The organism is Chloroflexota bacterium, assembly GCA_038040195.1.
In the GTDB taxonomy this organism is placed as follows: domain Bacteria; phylum Chloroflexota; class Limnocylindria; order QHBO01; family QHBO01; genus DASTEQ01.
The window spans coordinates 16400-34288 of record JBBPIR010000003.1; the positions used below are offsets into that span (position 1 = coordinate 16400).

Sequence of the window (17889 nt, forward strand, 5' to 3'; positions counted from 1 at the left end):
GCCGGGAGCAGGATGGGCCGTCTCTTCGGCACCGACGGGATCCGCGGTGTCGCCAATGTCGACCTGACGCCGAACCTGGCGTACGACCTGGGTCGTGCCCTGGGCCACTATGTCGACGGCGCCGGTCGGAGCGTGGTGGTGGGCCGTGACACCCGTCGGTCGGGGGAGATGCTCGCCTCGGCGCTGGCCGCCGGCCTGACTTCGGTCGGTACCGATGTCCTGGACCTGGGCGTGGTCACAACTCCCTGCCTGGCGTACGTGGCCGAGACCGGCGAGCACGTGGCCGGGGTCATGGTCTCTGCCTCGCACAACCCGCCCGACGACAACGGGCTGAAGGTCGTTTCGGGTGGCCGGAAGATGGACGACGAGGCCGAGGAGCGACTCGAGCACCTCATCTTCCAGGCCGAGGCCCTACCCGGACCGACAAACGCGGGACTGGGCCGCATTCACCGCGACCCTGCGGCCGTCAACGTCTACCGCGATCATCTGGCGGCCGCCGCGGGCGACCTGCTTTCCGGGCTGCGGATCGGCGTGGACGCCGCCAACGGGTCCGCCTCCATCTTTGGCCCGGCGTTGTTCGAGTCCCTCGGTGCCCACGTGACCACCATCCATTGCGAACCGGATGGCACGAACATCAATGTGGGTGGCGGCGCCACCGACCCCGCCGCCCTGGCGCGCCTGGTTCGGTCGGGTGACCTGGACCTGGGGTTTGCCTTCGACGGTGACGCCGACCGCCTGATCGCGGTCACCGAGGCCGGAGAGGTGGTCGATGGCGACGGCGTGATGGGGATCTGCGCCCTCGAGCGCCTTGCTGCGGGCACCCTGGCCAAGAAGACCCTGGTCGTCTCGGTGATGAGCAATGACGGCCTCGTCCGCGTGGTGGAGGCGGCCGGCGGGCGCGTCCTGCGCGCGCCGGTGGGGGATCGGCACATCGTCGAGGCCATGGAACGGTCGGGGGCCATGCTCGGAGGAGAGCAGTCGGGTCACGTGATCTTCCGCGACCTGGCGTCCACCGGGGACGGGCTGCTGACCGCCATTCAGCTCGTCGCCGCCCTGAGGTCGGCCACGGGTCCGAGCCTGGGTGAGCTGGCCGCCCGAATTCCGAGGCTCCCGCAGGTGATGATAAACTCGGCCGTCCGCCACAAGGACCAGTGGCAGGTCGACCCGCTCTTCGCCGATGCGGTGGCTCGGGCGACCGCCCGGCTGGGCAGCCGGGGGCGGATCATCGTCCGCTCCTCGGGTACCGAGCCGAAGCTGCGAATCATGGTCGAGGGTGAGGAACCTGAAGAGATCGCCACCATCGCCCGGGAGCTCGCCGAGCTGGCCACCGCGCGGTTGAACTAGGCAGACCCGGGAGGCAGCCATGTGCGGGATCGTCGGCTACGTGGGACCGCGTGACGCGGCGCCGATTCTCCTCGAGGGCCTGCGCCGCCTCGAATACCGCGGCTACGACTCAGCCGGCATCGCGATTCGGACCGAACAGGGGACGGTGTTCGTGGAGAAGCGCGCGGGCAAGCTCCAGAACCTGACCGACCACCTGAACGGGACCACGCCGGCCGGTCACCCCGGCATCGCTCACACCCGTTGGGCCACCCACGGGGCCCCGACCGACCTGAATGCGCACCCCCACGCCGACTGCACCGGCAAACTGGCCCTCATCCACAACGGGATCATCGAGAACTACGCCGAGATCCGGGATCGGCTGGCCGGAGCCGGTCACGCCTTCACCTCGGAGACCGACACCGAAGTGCTGGCCCACCTCATCGAGGAGCGCTACACCGGCGACCTGGTCGAGGGCGTGCGCCTGGCCCTGCGCGAAGTGCGTGGCGCGTACGCCATCGGCGTCATGCACACCGATCATCCGGATCTCATCGTGGGCGCCCGGATGAACGTGCCCCTCATCGTCGGCCTGGGAGAGGGCGAGGGGTTCCTGGCCAGCGACGTGCCGGCCATCCTGGAGCACACCCGGCGCATGATCATCCTCCACGAGGGCGACATTGCCGCGGTGACGTCCACCGGGACCCGCATCGTTGACCTCGACGGCGGGGTGCTCGACCGCGAGGTCACCGACATCACCTGGAACCTGGAAGCCGCCGAGAAGGGCGGCTTTGCCCATTTCACGCTCAAGGAGATCTACGAGCAGCCGCATGCCATCCAGGAGGCGCTGCGCGGCCGGGTCGACGGGCGTGGGGTCATCCGGCTGCCGGAGCTGGAGGCCATCGACGAGAAATTGCGCCTGGCAGAGCGTATCTACCTGGTGGCATGCGGCACCGCCCACTACGCCGGTGACGTGGGTGCGTACCTCCTCCAGCAGTGGACCGGTGTGCCAGCCGTTTCGGTCATCGGCTCCGAGATGCGGTATGCCCCGCCCCCGATCGACGAGCGCACGCTCGTGATCGCCATCAGCCAGTCCGGCGAGACGGCGGACACGATCGCCCCAACCCGCCTGGCCCGAGAGCGGGGCGCCACCGTGCTGGTGGTGACCAATGTGGTGGGCAGCGCCCTCACCCGGGACGGCCATGCCACGGCCTATCTGCAGGCCGGGCCGGAGATCGGGGTCGCCTCCACCAAGGCCTTCGTGACCCAGGTGCTCGTGCTCCAGATGATCGCCCTCCACCTGGCCCGGCTGCGCGGGACGATGACGCCGGCCCAGCTGACGACCTTCGGCCTGGGGCTCCGGGCGCTCCCGCGTGCGGCGGTGGCTGCCCTCGACAGCGCACCCCAGGTGCGCGACATCGCGCGCCGCTGGTCGGAGGTTCGGGACGTCATGTACATCGGGCGCGGGATCGGCTTTCCGATCGCGATGGAGGGCGCTCTCAAGCTCAAGGAGCTGTCGTACGTGCACGCCGAGGGATATGCCGCCGGCGAGCTGAAGCACGGTCCGATTGCTCTCCTCGACGTCGCGACGCCCCTGGTCGCCATCGTCATCAAGGGATCGGTATACGAAAAGGTGCTATCCAACGTGTCCGAGGCGCGCGCTCGGCAGGCCCCCGTGGTGGCCGTCGCCACCGAGGGCGATCACGAGATCGGCCAGTACGCCGACGAGGTCATCTACGTCCCGGAGACGCTCGAGGAGCTGTCGCCGGTGATCACCATCCTCCCGCTCCAGCTGCTCGCCTACGAGGTGGCCGTATCGCGCGGTGCCGATGTCGATCAGCCGCGCAACCTGGCCAAGTCGGTCACCGTCGAGTAACGATCGGGTGGGCGACGCCCGATGAGCCGCCACGAGCTGGGCGTCGACCTGATTGACATCGATCGCATCGCCCAGACCCTGCGCCGCCACCCGCAACGCTTTCGGCGGCGCGTCCTGACCGACCGCGAGGACCGATACTGCGGCAAGCGGGTGGAACGCGTCGCCGGCCGCTGGGCGGCCAAGGAGGCGGTGAGCAAGGTGCTGGGACTTGGCGTGCGCGGCGTGGGGTGGCGCGAGATCGAGGTGCTTCCGAACTTCGCCGGGCAGCCGCAGGTCCTGCTCCACGGCCGGGCTGCCGCCCGGGCGGCGCGACTGGGGATCGGTGAGGTGACCGTGTCGATCTCACATGAACGCCGGATGGCGGTGGCCGTCGCAATCGCGGACCGGCCGGCCGAGGCGTAGGGTGGCGGTGGTCGCGGGGCGAGGAATCACGATCACCCAACGCTGGGTGGCGGAGCACCTTCCTCCACGGCCGGAACGCGGCCACAAAGGGACGTTCGGCCGCGTCCTCGTCATCGCCGGGTCACTCGAGTACGCGGGGGCAGCGCTCCTTACCGGCCTGGGCGCCGCCCGCGCCGGGGCCGGGCTGGTGTGCCTGGCGACGCCGGAATCGGTCGGGCTCCGCCTGCTGGGCCTGGTACCCGAGCTGACGTCACTCCTCCTCCCCGAGGAGGCGCTGGGGCTGGTGGCGCCGGCCGGGTGGCGGCAGCTGACGGCCGCTGCCCGCGAATACGACGCGGCGGTCGTGGGTCCGGGCCTGGGACGCCACGCGGCCACGCTGCGCCGCACCGCGCACCTGCTGGCCGATCTGCGCCAGCCGGTGGTCATCGATGCCGATGGGCTGACCGCGCTCGCCGCCCGCGAGCGCTGGTGGCGCACCGTGTCTGCGCCCGCGGTGCTGAGCCCCCACCCCGGTGAGTTCGCGCGCCTGCTGCGGGGCGGAGCGACACCGCCCGAGGACGACGACACGGCCCGCGAGGAGGCGGCCAGCGAGGCCGCTCGGCTGTGGGAGCACGTCGTGGTGCTGAAGGGCGCCAACACCGTGATCGCCGCGCCGGATGGCCAGCTCCTGCGCTCGGCGGTGGCCACCTCCGCGCTGGCGACGGCGGGCAGCGGCGATGTGCTGGCAGGTGCCATCGGGGCCATGCTGGCCGCGGGACTTCCCCCACTCGAGGCGGCCGCGGTCGGCGTGGCGGTCCATGCCGCGGCTGGCCTGCTGGCCGAGCAGCGGATCGGATCGGCTGGTGTGCTCGCGACCGATGTGGCTCGTCTGCTGCCGGAGACGATCTCCCTCCTGCGCGGGCGCGAGGCGAAGCGATGATGACGACGGCGGTGGCGAGCCGCCATCGAGCCTGGATCGACATCGACCACACCGCCCTGGTGGCCAACCTGGCCGCCCTGCGGAGGCTGGCAGGCCCGGCCCAGGTCATCGCCGTGGTCAAGGCCAACGCCTACGGCCACGGGGCGGTGGAGGTGGCACAGACCCTGGTCGATCATGGCGCCGAGCGACTCAGCGTGGCGACCTTGTCGGAGGCGATGGAGCTCCGGGCGAACGGGTTGGCCGGTCCCCTCGTCCTGCTGTGGGGGATCGGGGCCGACGACGCCGAGGCCGTGGCTGCCATCGGGGTGGAGCCGATGGTCGACAACCTGGCGGAGCTGGGCTGGCTCGAAGCCGCCGGGGCCGCGGCCGGCCGGCGGATCGAAGTCCACCTGAAGGTGGACACCGGCCTGAGTCGGCAGGGCATCGAACCTGCCGGCGCCGTGGAGCTGGCGACCCGCATCGCGGCCAGCCGGCACCTGGGGCTGGCCGGAACCATGACCCATCTGGCGGCGGTTGGCGAGGACGAGGCACATACCGATTTGCAGCTCCAACGGCTGGCCGGGGTGCTCGACGGGCTGCGCGCGAACGGGATCGACCCCGGGTTGGTCCACGTCGGCGCCACGGGCGCCATCCTCGCCGGCGTGGGCGGCTTCGCCGATGCAGTGCGGCCCGGAGTCGGCCTGTTCGGCATGGCACCCGGCTGGGCCGATGCCCGCGCGGCGGGCCTGACGCCGATCCTCAGCCTGCGCACACTACCCCTCCGGATCTTCGACGTGGCGGCGGGCACGCCGGTTGGCTACGGCCTGCGTTGGGAGGCGCCGCGCGCGGCGCGGCTGGCGACTCTGCCCATCGGCTATGGTGACGGCTGGCCGCGGGTGCACCTCAACAACGGCGTGGCGCTGGTTCACGGGCAGCGGGTGCCGATGGTCGGCGCGATCAGCATGGACGGCCTGGTGGTCGACGTCTCGGACGCGGAGTCGCCGAACCTGGACGACGAATTCGTCCTGATCGGCCGCCAGGGCAACCAGGAGATCACCGCCGACGAGGTGGCTGAGCAGCGACGTACGATCAACTACGAGGTGACGACCATGCTCCGCCAACGCCTCCCCCGGCGGCACGGCCGCCCATGACGACCCAGACGATCGACGCAGCCGAGCCGCGTCCAACGTCGACCCCGGTGCGTCCCGTTCCCGAGACCGAGCTCTCCCTCCTTCTGGACGTCGGCAGCGCCTGGACCAAGGCCGCCCTGGTGGGGCGGGCGGGCGGTCGCTGGCGGATCGTGAGCGGGGCCGCCCAACCCAGTTCCTGGGGCGAATCGGTCCTTGTCGAAGATCTTGTCGGCCGCCTGGTTCCCCATGCCGACGCCCGTCTGTCGCGACGACTGGCGCTCCTGGTCCGTGACGCGCCACGGATCACCTGTCAGTCGCCGCGGCGGCCGGGACGCCTGGCGGTCGTGGCTGACACGACGGCTGACCAGGAGGCCGCCACGTTGGTCGCCACTCGGAATGGCTGGAGCGTGGTGGCCGCGCTGGCCGGGAACGACCGCCGTCCCGAGTCGGAGCGCTACGAGCCCATCCGTGACGCAGAGCCCGACGCCTGGCTGGCGGTGTCCTCGGACGGCTCCCCGCCTCCCGAAGGCGCGTTGTGGGGCGTGCTTGCAGCGGCCCGTGGCTCATCCGGCGCCCCGCTCCTGGTCGTCGGCGCCGAGGATGTTCAGGGGCCCTTCGCCCGGCTCTTCGGACCGGCCACGCAGTGGATTGGTCCGCTCGTGGATGACACGCTGTCCGCGGCCCTGTTGAACCTGCTGGCGCAGGCGAACGGTCCGGGCGAGGTCCGGTCCCTGGCCCCGATCGCGTTTGGTCGCTCGATGGTGGCCCTGGCGCGGGGCCTTGGCCTGGAGGTCCTGGGCGTTGACCTGGGGGCCACCTGGCTGGGCTGGGGAGCGGCCACGCCGAGCGGTGGGACGACCGCCATCCTGGCCGGTACCGGAGACCGCCCGCTGCCGGAGGGCTCCCGCGCAGCGGCCGAACTGCTGCCCGCCGACGTCGACGAGTTCGCCACCACTGACGCGATGGCCAACCTGGCCACTCGGCCCATGGCGGTACCCTCTTCGATCGCTGAAGCGGCCATTGTTCAGGCGCTCGGCATCGACCGCCTGGCCGCAGCGCGGCGGTGGCTGGGAGGCTGCCCGCCGGTTGATCTGCTGGTGGGCGGCGGCCGCCTTCTGGCCGGCGCGGTGCATCCCGGGGATGCGGCCCTCGCCCTCCTCGACGGACTGCGCCCCGCCGGGGTCACCCAGCTTGCGGTGGACCCGTGGGGGATCTGCGGCCCGTTGGGCACGCTGGCCGGCGAGGACGTCGATGAAGGCCTGGAGACGCTGCGCGACGACCTGCTGGTGCCCCTGGGCACGTCGGTCGTGTCCCACGGCGGGCGACCCGGGCAGGTGGCGCTCCGGGCTCGCCTCCACCGTCCGGGGTGGCCGGACTCGACCCGCCACGAAGTCCGGGTCGGAGGTGTGGCCGTCCTGCCGCTCGAACGGGGAGCATCGGGCGAGCTCGAGATCGAGCTCGAGCGCGGCGTCGAGCTCGGCGTGGGGTATCGAGCGCGACGGGTCCGGGCGGCGGTAACCGGCGGGGCGGTGGGAGTCATCCTGGATGCCCGCGACGACCCGATCCAGCTTCCGACCCGCCCCGGTGATGCTCGGAGCCTGATCCAGTCGTGGCGCGACGCGCTGCGGCGCGAAGGGCGACCGGCGGCCGGCTGATGACGACTGCCGATCCGTACCGGCACCAGATGCGTCTTCCCGCCGGGGCTGAGGCGGTGGTCGCCGTCGGCGACGAGGTCGGGCCCGGCGACCCGCTGGCCCGAACGGTGCGAGCGATCGCTGCCCGCACCATTCCCGTCGCGCGGCCGTTGCGTCGAAAGCGGGGCGAGATGGCCGAGCTGCTCCTCGCGAAGCCAGGGGATCGGGTGCGAGCGGATCAGCCGCTGGCTCGGACACCTGAGCGCGAGGTCCGGTCACCCATCGACGCCATGTTCCTGGCCTACCAACCGTCGGACGGCATGGCTCACCTGCTCCTGCTCGAACCCGCTGAGCCGATCCGGAGCGAGGTGCGCGGGATGGTGATGGAGGTCGAGGAGCGGTCGATCACCGTCGCCGTCCCCGGCGTGCAGTTGGCCGGCACGGGTGGGACCGGACCTGCCGTGCACGGGCAGCTGAGCCTGCTGGTCAGCGATGCGGAGGCCGTCCTGGAGCCGGCCGCGATCGATGCCAACAGCGCCGGTCGGATCGTGGTCGGCGGCTCATGGGCCTCGGCCGAGGCGATCACCCGGGCGCGTGCCGTGGGCGTGGCCGCCATCGTGGTCGGCGGGCTGCACGCGCGCGAGCTGGCCGACTTCGCCGGGCTGCAACGCCGCCGCAGCCTCCTGGGTACCGCCGCACCACATTTCGCGGTGCTCACCCTGGATGGGTACGGGCGCGCCGGGATGGATCCGGCGCGATTCGCCTGGCTCAAGGCCCACGCCGGCCAACCAGCCACCGTCCTGGGCGACCGACGCCGGCTCCTCATCTATGACGCCTCGCCGGCACCGGTGCGGGTGGCGCGCGCGGTGGTGGGGGATCGGGTCGTGATCGTGTCCGGGCCCGGCCGCGGCCAGGCCGGCCTGCTGAGCGAGGTACCCGCCCAGCCGATGGCCATCGGGTCAGGCATCAGCGCGTTGTGCGGCATGATCCGCCTCGACGCCGGGCGGACGGTCAGCGTGGCACTTGCCAATCTGGAGGCCAGCCCCCCGCTCTCCTGACATACTCGCCGGCGTGAAGGCGACTGCTACCGCGGCCACGGCCGAGGGCCGGATCCGCTCCTCGTCGGCCGCCACGACCCGACGTATCGGCCGCTGGCTGGGACGGGCCGCCCAGCCGGGCACCTGCCTGGCCCTGGTCGGGCCACTCGGTGCGGGCAAGACCCAGCTCGCCAAGGGGGTGGCGCGGGGCCTCGGCGTGCGCAACGTCGTGAACAGCCCCACGTTCATCATCGTGAACGAGCATGTCGGCAGGCTGCCCCTGTTCCACGTCGACGCCTACCGGCTGACCGATGCCGACGAGGCGCGCCAGGCCGGCGTATTCGACGAGCGGCAGGCGGAGGGTGTCACGGTCATCGAGTGGGCCGAGCGCCTCGACGGCTGGCTCCCGCCGGATCACCTGCGGATCGAGATCACGGCGGACCCGTCTCTGCCAAACCTCCGGTTTCTCCGCTGGCGAGCCACCGGCCCCCGACATACGGACCTGTCCCGGGTCCTGGAGGTCTCCGAAACGCCATGATCGGGGCGCTGGACAGCTCGTCAAGCGATCAATCGGTGGCCCTGGCCGATCCGACCGGCCGCCTGTTGGGCAGCGCGGCCTGGAGCGCTGAGCGCGGCCAGGGGGGCGAGCTCCTGCCCCGTCTGCTCCAGCTCCTCGACCAACAGGGCGCCACGCTGCGGGACGTCACCGCCATCGCGGTCGGCATCGGCCCCGGATCGTTCACCGGCCTGCGGGTCGGGCTCGCGCTGGCCAAGGGCCTCGTTGCCGGCCTGGGCTGCCCCATCGTCGGGATACCGAGCCTGGACGCCTGGTTGGTCGCGGTCCCGGAGGCGGACGCCGCCCTGACCCGCGCCGGGGCCTCCGACGTGTACGCCCGTGCCCGAGACCAGGCGGAACCGCAGATCGTGGCCTTCGCCGCGCTGTCGGCCGCGGCCCGAGCCCGCCCCCTGGTGGCGCCACGTGCTCTGGCCGCCACCCTTGGGCTCACCAACGCCCAACCGCCTGACGGGGCCGCGGCCGCCGTGGCTCGCCTGGCTGCCGACCGGTTCCGGGACGGATCGGTGGATGACGTCGCCCAGCTCGAACCGGTCTACCTGCGTCCGCCGCGCGGGCTCGGCGACGCCGCCCCGGCCCCAATCACGTGGCTCTGACCGCGGCGGTTCGCTTTGGGCCCATGGGACCCGATGACATTCCGGCCGTGCTCGAGATCGAACGTCGGAGCTTCACGACGCCGTGGCCACCGGAGGCGTTCACCCAGGAGCTGACCCACAACCGGTTGGCTCGGTACACCGTTGCGCGGCAAGGGGGCGCCGTCGTCGGCTATGCCGGGTTGTGGCTGATGGTGGACGAGGCGCATATCACGACCTTCGCGGTCCACCCCGACTGGCGTCGACAGGGGGTCGGGCATCGCCTGATCCAGGCGCTGCTGGTCGCGGCCACCGACCTCGGAGCGTCGCGGATGACCCTGGAAGTCCGCGCCTCCAACCTGGCCGCCCAGTCCCTGTACCGGGGTCACGGATTCCAGATCGCCGGGCGCCGGGAGCGCTACTACACCGATGACGGCGAGGACGCCTACATCATGACCACCCCGCCTCTGGCCGATCCGGCCATGCGTGAGGCGCTCGAGGCCGCCCGCGCCGCCGAGGAGGACGAGGAGGCGTGAGCGGCCCCCGGATCCTGGCCATCGAGACCAGCTGTGACGAGACCGGCATCGCAGTCGTGGTGGGCGGCCGGCACATCGAGGCCAACGTCGTCGCCAGTCAGGTGGCCGTTCACGCCGCCACCGGCGGGATCGTGCCCGAGGTCGCCGCCCGACAGCAGCTGCGTTGGATCGTCCCCACCCTCGAGGCTGCTCTCAAGGCTGCAGACGCCGGGTGGGCCGACCTGGATGCGGTGGCGGTCACCTACGGGCCCGGTCTCATCGGCTCCTTGCTGGTCGGGGTCAACCTGGCCAAGGGGCTGGCCGCCAGCCATGACCTGCCGCTGGTGCCGGTCAACCACATCGAGGGCCACATCTACGCGAACTGGTTGACCGATGCGCCCGGGACCGATGCGCCCGGAGCCGATCCAGTCCTCCCACTCGAGCCGCCCTTCCCGCTGCTGTGCCTGGTCGTCTCCGGAGGCCACACCCAGCTGGTGCTGATGGCCGACCACGGGCGCTATCGGTTGCTGGGGCAGACCGTGGACGACGCCGCCGGGGAGGCGTTCGACAAGGTCGGCCGCCTGCTCGGCCTCCCGTACCCCGGCGGTCCGGCCATCTCGGCCGCCGCCGAGGGCGTGCCACCGGCCACACGGTTCCCGCTGGCGCGGCCGCGGGGCCGGTATGACTTCTCGTTCTCCGGCCTGAAGACCGCGGTCCTGCGCGAGGTGGAGGGCTACCGCGCGCGGGGCGAGCCGATCCCGGTGGATGGCATCGCCGCCGCCTTCGAGCGGGCCGCGGTGGAGCAGCTCGTGCGCCGGACCGTGGCGGCGGCGGAGGAGCACGTGGTGGCGGCGGTGGCCCTGGGTGGTGGGGTCGCCGCAAACCGGACGCTGCGCCGGACGTTGGGCGAGCGGCTGAATGGCATTCCGCTCCTCGTTCCACCACCCGCCTGGTGCACCGACAACGGGGCCATGATCGGTGCGGCGGCCGCCTACCGGTTCGCGGCCGGGGAACGCGCCGACCCGGGCCTGGAGGCCATCCCCGCGCTCGCGCTGCCGTGGCAGGCGGCGGCCTGATGGCGCGCCCGGCCGCAAGCGACGTCCCGCGGCCACCGACCCCGGGCGAGCTCCGGCGCCTGCTGCGTCGCGAGGGCCTCCATGCGCGCCGCGGCCTGAGCCAGAACTTCCTTACCGACGCCGAGGCCCTCGACGCGATCCTCGCCGCAGCCAACCTATCCCCCGGCGATCGGGTGGTGGAGATCGGCCCGGGCTTGGGGGCCTTGACCCGGCGCCTGGTGGCGGCCGGTTGCGAGGTCGTGGCGGTCGAGATCGACGCCCACCTGGTGAGCTACCTGCGTCGCGAGCTGGACGATGCCATCGGCCTCACCCTGGTCGAGGCCGATGCGCTCGACGTGGACCCCGAAACCCTGTTCCCCGGTGAGGCGTACCACCTGGTCGCGAACATCCCGTACCACATCACCAGCCCGCTGCTGCATCGCTTTCTCGGCAGCGGGCATCCGCCACAGCGGTCCGTCCTGCTGGTGCAGGCCGAGGTCGCCGCGCGGATCGCCGCGCCACCGGGGGACATGAGCTATCTGTCGGCATTCGTCCAGGACCTGGCGGCGGCCGCGGTCGTCGGCCGCGTGCCGGCGGCCGCGTTCGAACCCGAACCAGCGGTGGACTCGGCCATCCTCCACCTCGAGCGCCGGCCCGCCCCCCTGGTTCCGCCCGCCGACCGTGAGATGTTCCACCGAGTTGCCCAGGCCGCGTTCCGACAGCGACGCAAGCAAATCCACAACAGCCTGGTCCGTGAGCTCCCGGTTGATCGCGACACCGTAGACGGTGCGTTGAGCGCGTGCGGGGTGGACCCCGAGCGGCGGCCCCAGACCCTGGCTCTGCCCGAGTGGGCGTGCCTTACGGCCGCCTTGCGCCTCGCCCTCGACGCGGGCCGTGCGTGACGTGAGTGTGATGGAGGATGCCGCCGGCTGGCGGCTGGCGGCGCCGGCCAAGCTGAACCTGTGGCTGACGGTGCTCGGCCGCCGGGCGGACGGGTTCCACGAGCTGGACTCCCTCCTCGTCCTGCTGGAGCTCGCCGACGAGCTATCGTTGGCCCTCGAAGGCCCGGAGTTGCGGATCGGTGGCCCGGCCGCGGCCGGGGTGCCTGCCGACCGGACCAACCTTGCCTGGCGAGGATGGGCGGCGGGCCTGGGCGGCCGTCCGTCGACACGAGGGCTATCCGTGGACAAACAGATCCCGGCCGCGGCCGGGCTGGGCGGCGGTTCGTCGGACGCCGCGGGCGCCCGGCGCCTCGCTCGTTGGGTGACCGGCCAGGGCGACGACCGGCCCACCGCCGATGAGCTGGTGACGCTGGCCACCATCGGAGCCGACGTCCCGTTCTTCGCATCCCAGCAGGCCGTGGCCCACGTGCGTGGCATCGGCGAACGGGTCACGCCCGACGCCATGGGCCCGGCCGAGGTCATCCTCGTCCATCCCCCGTTCGGCCTGGCCACCGGGGCGGTGTTTGCGGAGCTGCGCCCAAGCGAATGGAGCGGACCGACGGAGGATGCCGCCACGCGCCCAGGCCGCAACGACCTCGCGGCCCCGGCACGCCGCCTGCGCTCCGAGCTGAACGATATCTTTCGGCTGGTGGCCGGCGCCGGCGGGGAGCCGCACCTGACCGGGTCCGGCCCCACCGTGTTCGCGCTGACCGACGACCCCGAGCGGGCCGCCGGTGTCGCCTCGCGGCTCGAGCGTGCTGGACTGGCTACAACGCGCACCCGGCTTCGGTCCGAACCGGCTAGCATCGAGCGGTGAGCGGTCGACGAGCGGTTCGGACCGACAACGCCGCGGGCGCCGTCGCCCCCTACAGCCAGGGGATGGTCGGATCCGGTCTGGTCTTCACCGCCGGCAGCCTGGGACTCGATCCGGCCAGCGGTGCCCTGGTCGAGGGAGGGGCTGCGCCCCAGGCCAAGCGAGCCATCGCCAACCTGGCCGCCATCCTGGACGCGGCCGGTTCGGGGCTGGACCGGGTCCTGAAGACCTCCGTGTTCCTGGTCGACATGGCTGATTACCCCGAGGTCAACGAGGTCTATCGCGATGCGTTTCCCGAGCCGTACCCGGCGCGGACCACCGTCGCGGTGCAGGCCCTCCCGATGGGAGCTCGGGTGGAGATCGAGTGCGTGGCCATGGCAGCGGAGGCTAGTTGACGCTCGTTCGAGCGGCCCCCTACCATCCGCAGATCTGATGCGCCCCATAGAGCGCCGTTCGGCGTGACAAGCCCGGCCGCCGTCGTGCTGGCCGCGGGCCAGGGAACCCGAATGCGGTCCCGCCTGCCGAAGGTGCTGCACCCGCTCGCCGGCCGGACGCTGATTGACCACGTCCTGACCGCACTCGCCGGCGTTGCCGCCTCACCGATGGTGGTCGTCACCGGACATGGCGCGGACGAGGTCGAGGCAGCGCTTGCCGGACGCGCCACAACCGTGCGCCAGGAGCCCCAGCTGGGCACCGCCGATGCGGTTCGGGTCGCCCTCCCTAGCGTGCCGGCGAACGCGACCCAGCTCCTGGTGACCATGGCCGACGTTCCGCTCCTCCCCGCAGAGCTATTGACGGACCTGGTCGCGGACCAGGCTGAGAGCGGGGCGGCGATCGTGCTGCTGTCCGCCCGACTGGCGGACCCAACCGGGTACGGCCGCATCGTGCGTGGGCCCGACGGCACCTGCCGCGCCATCGTCGAGGACGCCGATGCGGACCCGGCCACGCGAGCCCTGGACGAGGTCAACGCCGGGACCTATTGCTTCGACGCGGCCTGGCTGCGCGCGAACCTGGGCCGAGTCCCGCTCAGCCCAACGGGTGAGCACTACCTGACCGATCTGGTCGGCCTGGCGGTTGACGATGGGCAGCTCGTTCGGGTCGTGGAGGCACCCCAGCCCGAGATGGCGCTCGGGATCAACGACCGGGTCCAGCTGGCGACTGCCGAGCGCCTGCTGCGGAGGCGGATCGCCGAGGGCCATATGCGCAGTGGGGTCACGATCGTGGACCCCGACACCACCTTCATCGATGCCACGGTCGAGATCGGTCAGGACGCGCGGATCGAGCCGTGGACCGTGCTGAACGGCCAGACCGTCATCGGCGACGAGGCCGTGGTCGGACCCGGAACCCGGATCTCGGACAGCCGGATCGGCGCCCGGACCCGGGTGCTGGGCTCCTGGATCGAAGGGTCCGAGGTCGGCGAGGACGCGCGGATCGGTCCCATGAGCCATCTCCGCCCGGGCAGCGTCGTGGGCCAGGGTAGCGAGATCGGAAACTACGCCGAAATCAAGCAGAGCCGGCTCGGCGCCGGAGTCCGGCAGCACCACTTCAGCTACCTGGGCGACGCCGACGTGGGAGACGACGTGAACATCGGCGCCGGCACGGTGACCGCCAACTTCGACGGCACCACCAAGCACCAGACCGTTATCGGCGACGGGGCCTTCATCGGGGTGGACACCATGCTTCGGGCCCCGGTGACGGTGGGCGCCGGCGCCAAAACCGGCGCCGGCAGTGTCGTGACCCGCGACGTGGCACCCGGCAAGACGGTGGTCGGCGCCCCCGCGCGCCCGATCGAGCTCCGCCGAAGCCGCCGCGAGGACGACCCACCGGATGCCTGAGGGCGCTGCCGGCAGCGGCAATCCATGGCTGGACCTCCTCGTGGTCCTGGTCCTCATCCTGGTGGGGGGCGTGTTCGCCGCCGCGGAGATTGCCCTCCTCACGGTGCGCCGGCACCGGCTCGACCAGCTGGCCGACGAGGGGAGTCGCGGGGCTCGGGCAGCCCAGCGCCTGATAGCCGACCCCCAGCGCTTCCTGGCCACCATCCAGGTTGCGATAACGTTCCTCGGCTTCCTGGCATCGGCCATCGGCGCCCTCTCATTCAGCCGGGTCATCGCCGACCTGATTGGTGGCATTCCCTGGGAGCCGATCCGCTCGGCGGCGGAGACGATCGCCTTCGTCCTGGTCACGCTGCTCATCGCCCTGACCTCGATCATCGTCGGCGAGCTGGTGCCGAAGACCTTGGCACTGAACTTTCCCGAGCGCTTCTCCCTCATCGCCTCGCGGCCGTTGAGCGTGTTCGAGCGGTCGCTGGCACCGCTCGTCTGGCTGACCACCACCATCAGCGGCTTCCTGGTCCGGCTGCTGGGCGGTCGGGAGCGTCCGCAGACCGGCCTCCTGTCGGTGGAGGAGCTGAAGCTCCTGGTCCAGACCGGTTCCGAGCAGGGCCAGATCGAGGAGTCGGAGAAAGAGATGATCCATGGGGTCATCGAACTCGGCGACAAGCGGGTCCATGAGGTCATGGTGCCGCGCATCGGCATCAAGGCGGTGGAGGCGGACGACCCCATCGACGACGTGCTCGACCTCATCGTGCGCGCGGGGCATTCTCGGGTCCCTGTGTACCGCGAGAACCTGGACAACATCATCGGCATCCTGTACGCCAAGGACCTGCTGCCCTACCTGCGAGCCGCCGCCGACAAGGACCAGCCGATCGACATCCGGTCGCTGGCGCGACCGGCCGGCTATGTGCCCGAAACCAAGCGGATCGACGAGCTTTTGACCGAGATGCGCGCGGCGCGACGCCATATCGCGATCGTGGTCGACGAATACGGTGGAACCGCCGGCCTGGTCACCATCGAGGATCTGGTCGAGGAGATCGTGGGTGAGATCCAGGACGAGTACGACATCGAGGAGAGCCTGGTCGAGCCGATCGAGACCGATGGCGACCGCCGCGCCTATCGGCTCGACGGTCGGGTCACGATGGACGACCTGCGCGATCTGTTCGAGCTGAGTGATGCCGAGGAGCCGGATGAAGAGGCCTACGACACGGTTGGGGGATTGATCATCCATCGGGTGGGGCGGATCCCGCTGGTCGGCACCGAGGTCGAGTTCCGTGACATCACCCTGCGAGTCGAGGCCGCCGACTCGCGCCGGGTGTCGAAGGTAACGGCGGTTCAGATGCTGGAAAGCCCCCAGGCGGTCGAGAACGCCTCCGGCTAGGGCACCGGCGCTCAGGGGAGGATCAGGCGCTCAGGCGGCGATCATGGCCTCCACGAACATGACCAGCTCTGCGCGGGCCAACGGCTGGAGGGGCAGGTCCACCAGCTCGGCCAGGGCCTCGTCCCGGTAGCGTCGGGCCTCGCCCAGCGTCGTTTCCCGTGCGCCGGAGCGATCCAGGATGGCGAGCGCTTCGGCGACCTCGACATCGGTCAGCTGCCGCCCCCCTTCGATGGGCGCGAACAGCTCGCGCAGGCGCTCCTGGTCCGCGGCCGCGGCGTGGTTGAGGGCCCAGATGACGGGCATCGTCTTCTTCCGGCGGCGGAGGTCACCGGCTTCCGCCTTCCCGGAGGCCGACTCCTGCCAGAACGAGCCCTTCACGTCATCGGCCATCTGAAAGGCGAGGCCAAGGCGATCGCCGAAGCGGCGGAAGCCCGCGATCACCGTCGGATCCTGGGAGGCGAGGGTGGCAGCGGCCTCGACGCCTGTCGCCATCAGGGCGGCGGTCTTGAGCTCGATCATCTGCAGATACTCATCAACCGTGACGTCCAGCCGGCCCTCGAAGCTGATGTCCAGGAACTGGCCTTCGCACAGTGCCAGGCAGGTCTGGTCGTAGATCTTCATCAGGTCCAGCACCTGGCGCGCGTCGGGAGCCTCGGGATCGTCCTTCTCGGCCGCCAGCCGGTACAGGGCCAGGCGGGACAGTGCAAACAAGGCGTCCCCGGCGTTGATGGCCTGCGGCACGCCGTACAGTGCCCACAGGGTGGCGCGGTGGCGGCGCTCGCGGTCACCGTCCTGGATGTCGTCGTGAACCAGGCTGAAGTTGTGCCCCAGCTCCACGGCGGCGGCCCCGGGCAGGGCGCGGCGGTAGTCACGCCCCAGCGCCCGGAACACGAGCAGCCCGAGCAGGGGCCGGATCCGCTTTCCGGACGAGCCGTCCTCGCCGTCCAGGCCCAGGTGGTAGGCGAGCATGTCGTACAGCGGCCGCGCCGGCCCCCTGTGCTCGTCGAGGATCGATTGCATCTCGGCCTCGACGTCGGCGACCAGCTGGCTAAACTCGACTCGGATGTCCACCCCAGAAGCGTACCCGACCGGCTGCCGGTGAGCCCACGCTCCCGCCTGTACAAGACCGAGGGGATCGTCCTGCGCGGGCTCGACCTGGGCGAGGCAGACCGGGTGTTGACCATCCTGACCCCCCACCTGGGCAAGTTGCGGGTCATTGCCAAGGGCGTTCGACGGCCGCGCTCGCGGATCGGCGGCGGCCTCGAGCCGCTGGGCGACGTGGACCTGGTCCTGGCCGTGGGCCGCACCTTCGACGTCGTGACCCAGTCCCAGCTCCGCGATCCGCATCTCGGCCTGCGCGCCGATCTCCACGCCACGGCCGCCGCGTGGTACCTGGCCGAGCTGGCCGATCGCTTCTGCGAGGAGCGCGCCGAGAGCGCGGCCGCCTTCGAGCTGCTGGGAGCCGGACTGACGGCCCTGGACCAGGCCGCCGACCCCGCCACGCGGGAGTCCATCGCCCGCTGGTACGAGCTCCATCTGCTCGAGGCCATGGGCTACCGCCCCGAGCTGACGACGTGCATCGAGTGCGGCGCCGAGATCGGCCCCGACAACAACGCCTACGCCGCCATGGCCGGTGGGGTCCTGGGCCCCGAGTGCATCCACGCCGCGCTGAGCGCGACGCCCATCTCCGCCGCCGCCCTGAAGGCCATGCGCCACTTCCAGCGGGTGACCCTGGACCAGGCCGCTCGGTTGACGCTGCCCCCATCCACCGGGCGCGAAGTGGAGCGCCACATGCACGCCACCATGTCCGTGGTGCTCGAGCGCGAGCTGCGCAGCCGCGACTTCCTCGACGAGGTCAGCCGCCGCCGGCCGGCGGCCGGCGCGGCATCGGTCCTGCGCTAGACTCGCCTG

18 protein-coding genes are annotated in these 17889 nt (G+C 71.6%); 17 read left to right on the plus strand and 1 reads right to left on the minus strand.

The window, feature by feature from the left end:
* Nucleotides 1-12 precede the first annotated feature (12 nt).
* The 16 genes from glmM (at nt 13) to AABM41_05565 (ending at nt 15978) form a co-directional block, all read left to right on the plus strand.
* A complete protein-coding gene (gene glmM / locus AABM41_05490) occupies nt 13-1344 on the plus strand; it encodes a phosphoglucosamine mutase (protein MEK6191764.1) in 1332 nt (443 codons plus the stop codon).
* A gap of 19 nt (nt 1345-1363) precedes the next feature.
* Nucleotides 1364-3193: a glutamine--fructose-6-phosphate transaminase (isomerizing) gene (glmS, locus tag AABM41_05495; GenBank protein ID MEK6191765.1), complete on the plus strand. Its 1830-nt coding sequence runs from the start codon at nt 1364-1366 to the stop codon at nt 3191-3193.
* Nucleotides 3194-3214: 21 nt separating this feature from the next.
* Nucleotides 3215-3595, plus strand: a complete 381-nt coding sequence (gene acpS / locus AABM41_05500; protein ID MEK6191766.1) for a holo-ACP synthase — start codon at nt 3215-3217, stop codon at nt 3593-3595.
* Nucleotide 3596: 1 nt separating this feature from the next.
* Complete coding sequence (locus tag AABM41_05505) at nt 3597-4514, plus strand: NAD(P)H-hydrate dehydratase (GenBank protein MEK6191767.1); 918 nt, start codon at nt 3597-3599, stop codon at nt 4512-4514.
* Nucleotides 4511-5644, plus strand: coding sequence for an alanine racemase (gene alr, locus AABM41_05510; GenBank protein MEK6191768.1), 1134 nt, complete (start codon nt 4511-4513; stop codon nt 5642-5644). The genes AABM41_05505 and alr overlap by 4 nt, the downstream gene beginning before the upstream one ends.
* Nucleotides 5641-7278 (plus strand): hypothetical protein, encoded by a 1638-nt coding sequence (locus AABM41_05515; GenBank protein MEK6191769.1) that lies wholly within the window; start codon nt 5641-5643, stop codon nt 7276-7278. Before alr ends, AABM41_05515 begins: the two co-directional genes overlap by 4 nt.
* Complete coding sequence (locus AABM41_05520) at nt 7278-8315, plus strand: hypothetical protein (protein MEK6191770.1); 1038 nt, start codon at nt 7278-7280, stop codon at nt 8313-8315. Before AABM41_05515 ends, AABM41_05520 begins: the two co-directional genes overlap by 1 nt.
* 13 nt (nt 8316-8328) lie before the next feature.
* Nucleotides 8329-8832, plus strand: a complete 504-nt coding sequence (gene tsaE / locus AABM41_05525) for a tRNA (adenosine(37)-N6)-threonylcarbamoyltransferase complex ATPase subunit type 1 TsaE (GenBank protein MEK6191771.1) — start codon at nt 8329-8331, stop codon at nt 8830-8832.
* The gene (gene tsaB, locus AABM41_05530) at nt 8829-9464 is read left to right on the plus strand and encodes a tRNA (adenosine(37)-N6)-threonylcarbamoyltransferase complex dimerization subunit type 1 TsaB (GenBank protein MEK6191772.1); all 636 of its coding nucleotides are present in this window, start codon (nt 8829-8831) and stop codon (nt 9462-9464) included. The genes tsaE and tsaB overlap by 4 nt, the downstream gene beginning before the upstream one ends.
* Before the next feature lie 23 nt (nt 9465-9487).
* Nucleotides 9488-9976 carry a ribosomal protein S18-alanine N-acetyltransferase gene (rimI, locus tag AABM41_05535; protein MEK6191773.1) on the plus strand — a complete coding sequence of 163 codons (489 nt, stop codon included), beginning with the start codon at nt 9488-9490 and terminating at the stop codon, nt 9974-9976.
* Nucleotides 9973-11031, plus strand: coding sequence for a tRNA (adenosine(37)-N6)-threonylcarbamoyltransferase complex transferase subunit TsaD (gene tsaD / locus AABM41_05540; protein MEK6191774.1), 1059 nt, complete (start codon nt 9973-9975; stop codon nt 11029-11031). The genes rimI and tsaD overlap by 4 nt, the downstream gene beginning before the upstream one ends.
* A complete protein-coding gene (rsmA, locus tag AABM41_05545; GenBank protein MEK6191775.1) occupies nt 11031-11912 on the plus strand; it encodes a 16S rRNA (adenine(1518)-N(6)/adenine(1519)-N(6))-dimethyltransferase RsmA in 882 nt (293 codons plus the stop codon). The genes tsaD and rsmA overlap by 1 nt, the downstream gene beginning before the upstream one ends.
* On the plus strand, nt 11905-12768 hold the full coding sequence (locus AABM41_05550) for a 4-(cytidine 5'-diphospho)-2-C-methyl-D-erythritol kinase (GenBank protein ID MEK6191776.1): 864 nt from the start codon (nt 11905-11907) through the stop codon (nt 12766-12768). Before rsmA ends, AABM41_05550 begins: the two co-directional genes overlap by 8 nt.
* A complete protein-coding gene (locus AABM41_05555) occupies nt 12765-13160 on the plus strand; it encodes a Rid family detoxifying hydrolase (GenBank protein ID MEK6191777.1) in 396 nt (131 codons plus the stop codon). The genes AABM41_05550 and AABM41_05555 overlap by 4 nt, the downstream gene beginning before the upstream one ends.
* Nucleotides 13161-13223: 63 nt before the next feature.
* Entirely contained in the window at nt 13224-14600 is a 1377-nt protein-coding gene (glmU, locus tag AABM41_05560; protein ID MEK6191778.1) for a bifunctional UDP-N-acetylglucosamine diphosphorylase/glucosamine-1-phosphate N-acetyltransferase GlmU, read from the plus strand.
* A complete protein-coding gene (locus AABM41_05565; GenBank protein MEK6191779.1) occupies nt 14593-15978 on the plus strand; it encodes a hemolysin family protein in 1386 nt (461 codons plus the stop codon). The genes glmU and AABM41_05565 overlap by 8 nt, the downstream gene beginning before the upstream one ends.
* A 30-nt stretch (nt 15979-16008) precedes the next feature.
* On the opposite strand, the gene AABM41_05570 is transcribed toward AABM41_05565, so the two are convergent.
* The gene (locus AABM41_05570; GenBank protein MEK6191780.1) at nt 16009-17049 is read right to left on the minus strand and encodes a polyprenyl synthetase family protein; all 1041 of its coding nucleotides are present in this window, start codon (nt 17047-17049) and stop codon (nt 16009-16011) included.
* Nucleotides 17050-17076: 27 nt separating this feature from the next.
* Here AABM41_05570 and recO point away from each other — a divergent pair, with 27 nt between their 5' ends.
* Complete coding sequence (recO, locus tag AABM41_05575; GenBank protein MEK6191781.1) at nt 17077-17880, plus strand: DNA repair protein RecO; 804 nt, start codon at nt 17077-17079, stop codon at nt 17878-17880.
* Nucleotides 17881-17889: the final 9 nt, after the last annotated feature.

Bases quoted from the DNA above. Each gene is read 5' to 3' on its own strand.
- glmM (MEK6191764.1), top strand. From the start codon at position 13: ATGGGCCGTCTCTTCGGCACCGACGGGATCCGCGGTGTCGCCAATGTC.
- glmS (MEK6191765.1), top strand. From the start codon at position 1,364: ATGTGCGGGATCGTCGGCTACGTGGGACCGCGTGACGCGGCGCCGATT.
- acpS (MEK6191766.1), top strand. From the start codon at position 3,215: ATGAGCCGCCACGAGCTGGGCGTCGACCTGATTGACATCGATCGCATC.
- alr (MEK6191768.1), top strand. From the start codon at position 4,511: ATGATGACGACGGCGGTGGCGAGCCGCCATCGAGCCTGGATCGACATC.
- AABM41_05515 (MEK6191769.1), top strand. From the start codon at position 5,641: ATGACGACCCAGACGATCGACGCAGCCGAGCCGCGTCCAACGTCGACC.
- AABM41_05520 (MEK6191770.1), top strand. From the start codon at position 7,278: ATGACGACTGCCGATCCGTACCGGCACCAGATGCGTCTTCCCGCCGGG.
- tsaB (MEK6191772.1), top strand. From the start codon at position 8,829: ATGATCGGGGCGCTGGACAGCTCGTCAAGCGATCAATCGGTGGCCCTG.
- rimI (MEK6191773.1), top strand. From the start codon at position 9,488: ATGGGACCCGATGACATTCCGGCCGTGCTCGAGATCGAACGTCGGAGC.
- rsmA (MEK6191775.1), top strand. From the start codon at position 11,031: ATGGCGCGCCCGGCCGCAAGCGACGTCCCGCGGCCACCGACCCCGGGC.
- AABM41_05565 (MEK6191779.1), top strand. From the start codon at position 14,593: ATGCCTGAGGGCGCTGCCGGCAGCGGCAATCCATGGCTGGACCTCCTC.